Below are 11,703 nucleotides of genomic sequence, written 5' to 3' on the forward strand. Positions count from 1 at the left end.
GCCGCGCGTCTTGTCAGTCGCGCTCGGCGAGGGTCAGCTCGACGCCGCCGACCAGGTCGGCACACACGTTGTAGATGAACGCGCCGAGTGTGGCCAGCGCGGTGAACAGGACCACGTTGACCGCTCCGATCAGCATCGACGTGCCGATCACGCCCCAGGCGGTGATGCGGAAGCCGCCGCTGGTCGAGCCGTCGGTGCCACCGCTGGCGCTCACCAGTTCCTTGAGGCTGCTGTTGACCTCGGTCCAGACGCCCATGGCGTCGAGCGCGAGGTAGAGCACCGAGGTGGCGACGACCACGACGATGAACAGCACGACGGAGACGGCGAACGAGAACTTCATGACGGACCAGGGGTCGATCCGCTTGAGGTTCAGCCGGGCCCGGCGGGGACCGCGGGCGGCCGCACCGGTGACGGTGGACCGGGCGGACCGGACGGCCTCGCTGACGCGAGCCGCGCCGACGGCGGCACTGCCGGTGGTCGCGCCGGGACCGTTCGGACCGGGCCCGTTGGGGCCGGCCGGCCGCTTGGTGGCGCCGGGGTTGCTCCCGGGCTGGCTGGGCGCTCCCGGCGGGCCGGCGGGCCGCTGCGGGGCGGCCGCCGGACGTGCCTGGGAGGTCGAGCCCGGGACCGCGCCCTTGCCCTTGGTGACGACGGGCACGGTCGCCGAGCCCTTGGCCACCGAGGGACCGCCGGCGCGCTTCGCATCCGACGACCCGTCTTTGTCGGCGGGCGGCTCACCGGGCGGCGGGGCCATGCCCGGCGCCCTGGTGAACTTCGGCGGGGACGGGGCTTCGGCGGGTGCACCGGCACGTGCCGCGGCCTCGCGTCCGTTCGCGGCGGCGCTGTCTTTCTTCGCCGTCTCGTCCGGTGTCGCTGAGGCCCCTGTGCCGCCCCCCGACTTCGCCTGTGTCTCCGGCATCAACTAGTCCTGTTCGTCAGGCTCGTCGGCATTGCGAGCAAGCGCCACGATGGTTACACCTTCTGGGAGGTCCATCAGCTTGACCCCCATTGTGTTCCGATCCCGTGTGCGCCGTACAGGCTTCACGGGAGTCCGGATGACACCACCATTGCTGGTGATGGCAAATAGTTCATCCTCCGGGCTGATCACCAGGGCGCCCACGAGACCACCCCGGCGCTCGGTGATCTTCGCGGTCAGGACGCCTTTGCCGCCCCTGCCCTGCACCGGATACTCCTCGATCGGCGTGCGCTTTGCATACCCACCGTCGGTGGCGACCAACACATCCATGCCCTCACGAACCACTTCCATCGCAAGAAGCTCATCGTGGTCACCGAAGCGCATGCCGATCACGCCCGAGGTGGCGCGGCCCATCGGGCGGAGCGCCTCGTCGGTGGCGTTGAACCGGATGGCCTGGGCCTTCTTGGAGACCAACAGCAGGTCGTTCTCCGATGCCGCCAGCGCCGCGCCCACCAACTCGTCATCCTCCCGCAGGTTGATGGCGATGATGCCACCGCTGCGGTTGGAGTCAAATTCCTCGAGCCGGGTCTTCTTCACCAGCCCATTCTTAGTGGCGAGCACAAGGTAGGGCGCGACCCCGTAGTCAGGGATCTGAATTACCTGCGCGATGTGCTCGTCCGGCTGGAAGGCGAGCAGGTTCGCGACGTGCTGTCCCTTTGCGACTCGTGCGGCTTCGGGCAGTTCGTAGGCCTTTGCCCGATAGACCCGACCCTTGTTGGTGAAGAACAGCATCCAGTCATGGGTCGAGATGACGAAGAAGTGCGAGACGATGTCGTCCTGCCGCAGCGTGGCGCCGCTCACGCCCTTACCGCCGCGCTTCTGCGAACGGTAGAGATCGACCTTCGTGCGCTTCGCATAACCGGTACGTGTGATCGTCACCACAACGTCTTCCCGGGCGATGAGGTCCTCCATGGAGACCTCGCCGTCGAACGGGATGATCTGGGTCTTCCGCTCGTCGCCGAACTTCGCCACGATCTCGGCGAGTTCCTCCGAGACGATCGCCCGCTGCCGCTCCGGCTTCGCGAGGATGTCCTTGAGGTCGGCGATCTCGATCTCGATCTTCGCGAGCTCGTCGATGATCCGCTGACGCTCGAGGGCGGCCAGGCGGCGCAGCTGCATGTCGAGGATCGCGGTGGCCTGGATCTCGTCGACGTCGAGCAGCTGCATGAGGCCCTGGCGGGAGTCCTCGACGGTGGGCGAGCGCCGGATCAGGGCGATCACCTCGTCGAGCATGTCGAGGGCCTTGACCAGACCGCGCAGGATGTGCGCCCGCTCCTCGGCCTTGCGCAGGCGGAAGGCGGTGCGCCGGCGGATGACCTCGATCTGGTGGTCGACGTAGTGGCGGATGAACTGGGCCAGGTTGAGCGTGCGGGGCACGCCGTCGACCAGGGCCAGCATGTTCGCGCCGAACGTCTCCTGCAGCTGGGTGTGCTTGTACAGGTTGTTCAGCACGACCTTGGCGACCGCGTCGCGCTTCAGGACCAGGATCAGGCGCATGCCGGTGCGGCCCGAGGACTCGTCCCGGATGTCGGCGATGCCGGTGAGCTTGCCTTCCTTGACCAGCTCGGCGACCCGCTCGGCGAGGTTGTCCGGGTTGACCTGGTAGGGCAGCTCGGTGACGACCAGGCACGGGCGCCCGCGAGCGTCCTCCTCCACCTCGACCACGGCGCGCATGCGGATCGAGCCGCGACCGGTGCGGTAGGCGTCCTGGATCGCCTGCTGGCCGACGATCAGGCCCTTGGTCGGGAAGTCGGGGCCCTTGACCAGCTCGAGCATCGCCTCGAGGGACTCGGACTCCGTCGAGTCCGGGTGGTCCAGCTGCCACTGCACGGCCGACGCGATCTCGCGCAGGTTGTGCGGCGGGATCTTGGTGGCCATGCCGACGGCGATGCCCTCGGAGCCGTTGACCAGCAGGTTGGGGAAGCGGGCCGGCAGGATCGTCGGTTCCTGCGTGCGCCCGTCGTAGTTGTCCTGCATGTCGACGGTGTCCTCGTCGATGTCCCGCAGCATCTCCATCGCCAGCGGGGACAGCTTCGACTCGGTGTACCGCATCGCGGCCGGCGGGTCGTTACCCGGCGAGCCGAAGTTTCCGTTGCCGTCGATCAGCGGGTAACGCAACGACCAGGGCTGCCCCATGCGCACGAGAGCGTCGTAGATCGACGAGTCACCGTGCGGGTGGTAGTTGCCCATCACGTCGCCGACGACGCGCGCGCACTTGACGTAGCCCCGGTCGGGACGGAAGCCGGAGTCGTACATCGCGTACAGGATCTTGCGGTGGACCGGCTTGAGACCGTCGCGCACGTCGGGCAGCGCCCGGCCGACGATCACGCTCATCGCGTAGTCGAGGTACGACCGCTGCATCTCGACTTCGAGGCCGACCGGTTCGACGCGCTGCGTCACGCCCCCGCCGATTTCCTCGGGGATTTCGTCGCCGGCGGGCGGTTCGGGAGTGTCAGTCACTGTTAACCCTTACTCAAGGTGAAACCAGACAAGCACGACGAAAGTACGCATCTTGCTGTGGATAACGTTGTGGAAAGCGCGTTGACGCTGTGGATAGCGCGGGGGACAACGTTTCCCCGCGCTAGCCGGCTCAGATGTCCAGGAACCGCACGTCCTTGGCATTGCGCTGAATGAACGAGCGCCTAGCTTCCACGTCCTCACCCATGAGAACGCTGAAAAGCTCATCCGCCGTAGCGGCGTCGTCGAGCGTCACCTGACGCAGCGTGCGCGTCGACGGGTCCATCGTCGTGTCCCACAGCTCGTGGAAGTTCATCTCGCCCAGACCCTTGAACCGCTGGATGTCGTCGGGCTTGGCGTTCGCCTTCTTCTGCTGGCGCAGCGCGATCAGCCCGTCCCGCTCCCGGTCGGAGTAGGCGTACTGCGCGTCGTCGCCCCGCTTGTTCCACTTGATCTTGTAGAGCGGCGGAGCGGCCAGGTAGACGTGGCCCATCTCGACCAGCGGCCGCATGAAGCGGAACAGCAGGGTGAGCAGCAGCGTCTGGATGTGCTGGCCGTCGACGTCGGCGTCGGCCATCAGCACGATCTTGTGGTAGCGCAGCTTGGCGACGTCGAAGTCCTCGTGGATGCCGGTGCCCAGCGCGGTGATCAGCGACTGGACCTCGTTGTTTTTCAGCACCCGGTCGATCCGGGCCTTCTCCACGTTCAGGATCTTGCCGCGGATCGGCAGGATGGCCTGGATCTGGCTGTCGCGCCCCTGCTTGGCCGAGCCGCCGGCCGAGTCGCCCTCGACGATGAACAGCTCGGAGACTCGCGGGTCGGTCGACTGGCAGTCGGCCAGCTTGCCCGGCATCGAGCCGGACTCCAGCAGCGACTTGCGGCGGGCCAGCTTGCGGGCCTGCTGCGCAGCGATCCGGGCCCGGGCCGCCTGCGACGCCTTCGTGATGATCATCTTGGCGTCGGCCGGATTGCGGTCGAACCAGTCCGCGATGCGCTCGTTGGCGACCTTCTGCACGAAGCCCTTCATGTCGGTGTTGCCGAGCTTCGTCTTGGTCTGGCCCTCGAACTGCGGGTTGGCCAGCTTCACCGAGATGATCGCGGCGAGACCCTCACGGATGTCCTCGCCGGAAAGCTTCTCGTCGCTCTTGAGGAACTTCTTCTCGGTGCCGTACCGGTTGACGATGCTCGTCAGCGCGGCCCGGAAGCCCTCCTCGTGGGTGCCGCCCTCGTGCGTGTTGATCGTGTTGGCGAAGGTGTAGACCGACTCGCCGTACGACTCGTTCCACTGCATCGCGATCTCGAGAGCCATGCCCTCGTCGTTCGCCTCGGCCTCGAACTCGATCACCGTCTTGTGGATCGGCTGCTTGGTGTTGTTGAGGTGGCGCACGAAGTCGGCGATGCCGTTCTCGTACATAAAGGTGACCGCGCGCGGCTTGCCCTCGTCGTCGTGCTGGTCGGGGCGCTCGTCGCGCAGGTGGATGGTCAGCCCCTTGTTGAGGAACGCCATCTCCTGGATGCGGCGGTAGATCGTCTGCCAGTCGAACACGACCGTCTCGAAGATCGCCGGGTCCGGCCAGAACTGCACGGTCGAGCCGGTGGTGTCGGTCGGCTCGCCCTTCTCCAGCGGGCCGGGCTTGGAGTACGCGTACTTCTGCCGGTAGACGTTGCCGGACTTGTGGATGACCAAGGCCATCCGGGTGGAGAGAGCGTTGACCACCGAGACACCGACGCCGTGCAGACCACCGGAAACCGCGTACGCCTTGCCGTCGAACTTGCCGCCGGCGTGCAGCACGGTCAGCGCCACCTCGACGCCGGGCTTCTTCAGCTTGGGGTGCAGGTCGACCGGGAAACCACGGCCGTTGTCGGTGACCGAGACACCGCCGTCGGCGAGCAGGACCACGTCGATGGTGTCGCAGTAACCAGCCAGCGCCTCGTCGACGGCGTTGTCCACAACCTCCCACACCAGGTGGTGAAGGCCGCGCTCGCCGGTCGAGCCGATGTACATACCAGGACGCTTGCGGACTGCTTCGAGGCCTTCGAGCACGGTGATTGACTCGGCACCGTATTCCTGCTTGTTCTCTGCCACCCTCGGCCACTTTCTCGTGCCGGGCCCCGCGTGGAGGCCCCGCAACGGGGTTGGCGGACCGGCGGCAGGCGGCCGGCGGGCAGGGCAGACCACAGGTGAGAACCCTCGGGGAGGAGCGGACCACCGGTGGAACCATGCTCGCCGGTCGCCGCGGCTGGCCCGCGGATCGTGATCGGCTGGAAAAGACCGCGTAGCGTGACGACATACATCGTCTCGCGGAGCTTTCCCGGTCCCTGTCGATTCTACTCCGCTGAATCGAGTTCGCGGGGGTCCGGCACCCCGTCCGGGTGCCTCAGATTGCCGTAGCGCGATCGGAGCCGCTACCCACGTCTCCCCCTACACGGAAGAGGCACCCACCGCAACGGCAGTTGATTTGGCTGTCGATCGCAACCGCGCGCCTGCCGGGCAGAGTCGCAACGCGCTGCGACACTGCCTCCCGACACCGGGCCGTGGTGTCGTAATCTCGCCCGCGCGGGAACCCCGCGCGGACGGTGCATGGCCGGACAGCCGCGAGGCAGGTCGAGGAGGGATGGCCCCAATGGCGCATGACAAGGGGCTGGATAACGTCGCGGTGCACTGGCCCCGGACGAACCAGTACTACGACCCGGTGGCGCCGGCCGAGTTCGTCGACTTCGGCGCGGTTGCTGACGCGCCCGAGATCGCGGCTCCGACCGGAGCGCTGGCGCTGCACATCGCCAAGACCGGCACGGTTCGCGCGACGGCGTACACCGAGCTGGTCGACCTGCTACTGGGTCTGGACGGCGTGCTCTACGCAACCGAGGCGGCCGCCGAGGACGAGGACCCGGTGATCGACCCGGACGGCTGCGCGTGGATCGCCGGCGGTCTGGAGCGGTTCGTCGAGGGTCACGAGAAGTTCGGCGATCTGGTCACCTTCGACTCGGTGGCCGAGGTGATGCGGACCGCGATCGCCCAGGGCCGGCTGGCCGAGCAGCAACTGCGCTGGCTGGAGAACCGCCTCGGCGCCCTCCGCGACGACACCGGCAACGCGCCGCACTGGAGCTTCGCCCGTTCCGAGCTGGCGATCCTCGCCGGTTTCTACCGTCGATGCGCCGACCGGGGTTTTGCCGTTTTCGCCGATTACTGAACAAACACCTAAAGGATCACTCAGCCGTACGTATCTCGCGGGCCCCGCCCCTGCACCCGGCGCGGGCCCTTACTCCACGACGGCGCCGCCGGACCGTGGATGTTCAGCTTGGTGACCACGTTGTGGCCGACCTCGACCGCGATGCTCCGCAGCAGCTTCGCCGCCAGCATGCGGAGTTGGGTGGCCCACGCGGTCGACTCGGCCTCCACGGTCAGCACACCGCCGTCCAGCTTCACCGGGCGGCTGTGCTTGGCGATGTCCTCGCCGACGACCTTCTCCCAGGCGCCAAAGACGGTCGCCTCGGCCTTGGGCTTCTCCCAGCCGCGAGCCCTCATCAGGTTTTCCAGCATCGCCCCGAACCGCTGCGGGTCGCGCGGGTCCGGACCCGGCCCGGAATAGCCGCGCAGGCGCCCGTCGGACGCGGTGCCGGACGAACGGCGACGGGGGTTCGCGGCGGCGGCGCGGCGCTTCGTGAGCGCCGCATCGAGCACGGCCCGCGCCAGATCAGGCCCGGAAGCACTCTCAGCGAGCTCCTGCGGCCCGGACGGGGCCTCATCCGGGCCCGACCTTGCCTCGGCGGCCGCGGACGGCGCAGCGGGCCGACGAGATCCACGACGCTCCTCCACCATCGGCCCCTCGTCCGGGAAGTCGGGTGGATGAACCTGTGGAAAGTCGCCACGGGGGAAGAATCGCTCGGCGGTGGGGTCGGTCTCGTCACGCGGCACGGGTCACCGATCCGGTGGTCACGTCGAACCGGGCGCCACGCAGCGCCGGCGGCACGTCTTCCGGCACCGCGCAGGTCACCAGCAGCTGGCCGGCGTCGGACACCAGGGCGGCGAGCCGCTCGCGGCGGCCGCCGTCCAGCTCGGCGAAGACGTCGTCCAGCACCAGGACCGGCTCGATGCCGTCCGATCGCAGCAGATCGTAGGCGGCCAGACGCAGGGCCAGGGCGAACGACCAGGACTCGCCGTGGCTCGCGTAGCCCTTGGCGGGCAGATCGCCCAGCGCCAGGGTCAGGTCGTCGCGGTGCGGGCCGACCAGGGTCGTCCCGCGCTCGGTCTCCGCGGTCCGCTTCTCCAGCAGCGCCGCGAGCAGCGCCTCCTGCAGGGCGGCGCGGTCCGGGACGAGAGTCTCGCCCAGGCCCGAGGCGTACGCGATGGAGGCGGCCGCCCGTCCGGCGGCCACCGCGTCGTACGCCTTGATCAGGTGCGGACCGAGCGCCGCGGCCAGCTCGAGTCGGCCGGCCAGCAGCTCGGCGCCGTGCTGGGCGAGGTGCTGGTCCCAGACGGCGAGGGTGGAGAGGTCCTGGCCACGGATGCCGCCGACCTTCCGGGTCAGATACGCCGTACGCAATAGAGCGTTTCGTTGTTTGATCACCCGGTCGTAATCGGCCCGCACGCCCGCGAACCGCGGCTGCCGGGCGACCAGCAGGTCGTCGAGGTAGCGGCGGCGGGCGGACGGGTCGCCGCGAACAAGCTCGAGATCTTCCGGCGCGAACAGCACCATGCGCAGCGCGCCCAGCACCTCGCGCGGGCGGCGCACCGGGGATCGGTTGAGCCGGGCCCGGTTCGCCTTGCCCGGCACGATCTCGAGCTCGACGAGCAGCTCGCGTCCATCGTGGACCACCGCGCACCGGATCACCGCCGAGGCCGCGCCCGCCCGGACCAGCGGAGCGTCCGTGGCCACCCGGTGACTGTCCAGTGTGGCCACGTAACCGAGCGCCTCGACCAGGTTGGTCTTGCCCATGCCGTTCTGGCCGACCAGCACGGACACGCCCGGGTCGAGATCGACTGCCACCCGCTCGTACGAACGGAAGTCAGTCAACTCGACCCGGCGAACGTACATGTCTTCTTTCTAGCTGACGACGGCGTGGCCACCGAACTGCTGGCGCAGTGCGGCGACGGCCTTCATGGCGGGCGAGTCGGGCTGACGTGACTCGAACCGGGTGAACAGTGAGGCGGCGATGACGTGCAGCGGGACGGCCAGGCGGACAGCCTCGTCGACGGTCCACCGGCCCTCGCCGGTGTCCTCGGCGTAGCCCTTCAGCTTGCCCAGCTCGGGGTCGCCGTCGAGCGCGCGGTCGAACAGGTCGAGCAGCCAGGACTTGACCACACTGCCCTCCCGCCAGCTCTTGAACGCGCCGGGCACGTTGTCGACGTACTCCGAGGCCTCGAGCAGTTCCCAGCCCTCGGCGAAGGCCTGCATCATGCCGTACTCGATGCCGTTGTGGACCATCTTGGTGTAGTGGCCGGCGCCGACCGGGCCGGCGTGTACGAAGCCGAACTCGCCGGCCGGCTTCAGCGCCTCGAAGATCGGCATCGCCTTGGCGACGTTCGCCTCGCTGCCGCCGACCATCAGGGCGTAGCCGTTCTGGCTGCCCCAGATGCCGCCGGAGACGCCGCAGTCCATGTACCCGATGCCCTTGGTGGCGAGGCGCTCGGACCGCGGGCGGTCGTCGGTGAACTTGGAGTTGCCGCCGTCGATGATCAGGTCACCCTCGGAGAGCAGCTCGCTGAGCTGGTCGATGGTGCTTTCGGTGATCTCGCCGGCCGGGACCATGGTCCAGACCACTCGCGGAGCGGCGAGCTTCTCGACGAGTTCGGCAAGAGAGCTGACGTCCCGCTTGTCCGGATGGTGGTCGAATCCGACCACCTCGTGCCCGGCAGAACGGATACGGTCGGCCATGTTGCCGCCCATCCGGCCGAGACCGATAAGGCCAAGCTGCATGGTGTTCCCCCTAGATGTGCGTTTCCCTCAGCCTCAGTATCAGCGTGTTACCCGGATCGGCATGATCAGATAGCGGTAACCCGGCACGATTTCGCCGTTTTCGGTTGCGGGGGAGATCACAGCAGGCTTGAAAGCGTCGACGAATGAGAGTAAGGCGTTGGGTGAGCCGAGGTTCTGCATGCCGTCGATGAGGTACTGCGGGTTGAAGCCGATCGTCAGAGCCTCTCCGGTGAAGGTGGCCTCCATCGCCTCGCTGGCCCGCGCCTCCTCCGTCCCACCGGCCTCGACGACCAGACCGTCCTCGCTGAAGCTCAGCAGCACCGGGGTGGTGCGCTCAGCGACCAGCGCCACGCGGCGGACCACCTCGACGAGAGCGGCAACACCGACCCGTGCCTCGGCGTTGTGGCTCGCCGGGAACAGCGAGCGCACCGGCGGGTAGTTGGCCCCATCGAGCAGCCGGCTGGTGGTGCGCCGGGTGCCGCCGGCGAAACCGATCATGCCTTCCCCGGCGTTGCCCTGGGACAGCGCGAGAGTCACCGAGCCACCGAGCGGGCCGAGGGTCTTGGCCGTGTCGTTCAGCGTCTTGGCCGGGACCAGAGCGTTGAGGCTGATCTCCGGGTCGTCCGGGTTCCACTCCATCTCGCGCATGGCGAGGCGGTAGCGGTCGGTGGCGAGCATCGCCATCGACGAGCCGTTCAGCTCGATGCGGACGCCGGTCATCATCGGCAGCGTCTCGTCACGGCCGGCCGCGATGGCCACCTGGGCGACGGCGGCCGCGAAGGCAGCGGCGTCGACCGTGCCGGCGCTGGACGGCATCTCCGGCAGTGTCGGGTAGTCCTCCACCGGCATCGTCGGCAGCGTGAACCGCGCGCTGCCGCAGACCAGCTCCAGATGCGCACCGACGGCCGCGATGTCGACCGGCTTACCCGGCAGCGCCTTGGTGATCTCGGCAAGCAGGCGGCCAGACACCAGGGCGGCGCCGTCCGCGTCGGCCTGCACCTCGACACTCACCTGGCTGGAGACCTCGTAGTCGAAGCCGGACACCTGCAACCGGCCATCGGTGACTCGCAGCATGACGCCGGCGAGCACCGGCACCGATGGCCGGCTGGGCAGGCTCTTCGCCGTCCAGGCCACGGCGTCGGCGAGTGCGTCTCGCTCCACCCGGAACTTCATGTGCTTGTCCTCCGCGTCGCTTTCTTATGTCAGGGCGTGGACCCCCACGAACTTTATTGGGCGTGGCAAGCCGGTGCCTCCTCGGCCCTGCCGATGCGGAGGCGGTGCGAGCCGAAGCCGGCTCAATCCACACCATCCCCAACGCCGTTGATTGCTTTTTGTTCTCTTGGAAGAAAACTCAAGTCGTAATCATCGGTGCTGTGCAAAGTGTGGAGAACTCGAGTTTGCGCAGGTGAGAAGGTTATCCACCGGTGATTCACATGTGGGCAACCAGGGTACAAACCCCCGGTCTGGGTCCACAGTCGTCGACCCGGCTCCGGTTGTCCACCGTTGTCCACCGGCTATCCACCGGCTATCCACCGGATATCCACCGGTTCTGTCCCCCGGCCTGTGGACAACGTTGGGACGCTACCGGCTCGTCGTCCCCAGAACCTTCAACAGGAAATCCACACTCGTCCACAGGATGTGCGTGCTTCGGTCACCGTCTGTGTCTGTCCACATCGATTTCCCCAGGAGTTGTCCACAACTGTGCGGAGCCCGGCCGAAAGTTGTCCACTGCTGGGGATAAAGGGCTGTGAACTCCTGTGGATTGGTGTGGATAACGTTGGCACGGGACGGTTGCGTCCCGTCGTTGACATCCGGCTCTGAGCGTGGATCGGGCTCGGCGAGGGCACTTTTAAGGGTCGACCGGGGCGGCCGAAAAGTTATGCACAGGCTGTGGGAAAAGGTATGGAAAACCCCAAAACGGCACACTTTCGGGTGAGGCTGGCTGTGGGTAACCATGTGGAACGGTCGCAGCGCATGGGGACGCACCGCCCGGCGCGGCATCGCCGGGGCGTGCGGGGGCGCGATCGCCTGATGGGTGTGGTGCGAGCGCGGCTGTGCGGTGGTGGACCGTGCCGCGGCGTACCGGAAGAGGGGTTAGCTGCAATGCCGCGTAGTTAGGGTGCTGGGCTTGCTGTCAAACCCAGCGTGATCGTGATGGTGGCGTTGTGGTTGGTGCGGTCGATGGCGCCTTTGGCGCGGTGTTTGGAGATGGCTCGCTTCACCACGCGGGGACTGATCCGGGTTCGGCGTTCGGGGAGGGGTCGTTCAGGACTGCCCGGCCGATCTTGCCGACGAGGTCGATGATGGTGCCGGCGATGACGCCGGCGGCATGGATGACCTGGTCACGGGCGG

The 11,703-nt window shown here is 67.8% G+C and carries 8 protein-coding genes; 1 reads left to right on the forward strand and 7 read right to left on the reverse strand.

Annotation, left to right across the window (positions count from 1 at the left end):
• Window positions 1–13: 13 nt before the first annotated feature.
• From AB0E90_RS48390 to gyrB, 3 genes are all read right to left on the reverse strand, one after another.
• Window positions 14–919, reverse strand: coding sequence for a DUF3566 domain-containing protein (locus AB0E90_RS48390; RefSeq protein WP_360419986.1), 906 nt, complete (start codon window positions 917–919; stop codon window positions 14–16).
• 3 nt (window positions 920–922) lie between these two features.
• The gene (gene gyrA, locus AB0E90_RS48395) at window positions 923–3,400 is read right to left on the reverse strand and encodes a DNA gyrase subunit A (protein ID WP_360420016.1); all 2,478 of its coding nucleotides are present in this window, start codon (window positions 3,398–3,400) and stop codon (window positions 923–925) included.
• A 166-nt stretch (window positions 3,401–3,566) separates the two neighbouring features.
• Window positions 3,567–5,519 carry a DNA topoisomerase (ATP-hydrolyzing) subunit B gene (gyrB, locus tag AB0E90_RS48400; protein WP_360419989.1) on the reverse strand — a complete coding sequence of 651 codons (1,953 nt, stop codon included), beginning with the start codon at window positions 5,517–5,519 and terminating at the stop codon, window positions 3,567–3,569.
• Between the two features lie 538 nt (window positions 5,520–6,057).
• Between gyrB and AB0E90_RS48405 the strand changes: the two genes are divergently transcribed.
• Window positions 6,058–6,624, forward strand: a complete 567-nt coding sequence (locus tag AB0E90_RS48405; protein WP_360419992.1) for a hypothetical protein — start codon at window positions 6,058–6,060, stop codon at window positions 6,622–6,624.
• A 20-nt stretch (window positions 6,625–6,644) separates the two neighbouring features.
• On the opposite strand, the gene AB0E90_RS48410 is transcribed toward AB0E90_RS48405, so the two are convergent.
• The 4 genes from AB0E90_RS48410 to dnaN form a co-directional block, all read right to left on the reverse strand.
• A complete protein-coding gene (locus AB0E90_RS48410) occupies window positions 6,645–7,253 on the reverse strand; it encodes a DciA family protein (protein WP_360420018.1) in 609 nt (202 codons plus the stop codon).
• A gap of 85 nt (window positions 7,254–7,338) precedes the next feature.
• Window positions 7,339–8,469: a DNA replication/repair protein RecF gene (recF, locus tag AB0E90_RS48415; RefSeq protein WP_360419995.1), complete on the reverse strand. Its 1,131-nt coding sequence runs from the start codon at window positions 8,467–8,469 to the stop codon at window positions 7,339–7,341.
• A 9-nt stretch (window positions 8,470–8,478) separates the two neighbouring features.
• Window positions 8,479–9,351, reverse strand: a complete 873-nt coding sequence (gene gnd, locus AB0E90_RS48420) for a phosphogluconate dehydrogenase (NAD(+)-dependent, decarboxylating) (protein ID WP_360419997.1) — start codon at window positions 9,349–9,351, stop codon at window positions 8,479–8,481.
• 39 nt (window positions 9,352–9,390) lie between these two features.
• Window positions 9,391–10,524, reverse strand: a complete 1,134-nt coding sequence (gene dnaN, locus AB0E90_RS48425; protein WP_360419999.1) for a DNA polymerase III subunit beta — start codon at window positions 10,522–10,524, stop codon at window positions 9,391–9,393.
• Window positions 10,525–11,703 lie beyond the last annotated feature (1,179 nt).

The organism is Actinoplanes sp. NPDC026619, from assembly GCF_040638295.1.
Classification (GTDB): Bacteria; Actinomycetota; Actinomycetes; order Mycobacteriales; family Micromonosporaceae; genus Actinoplanes.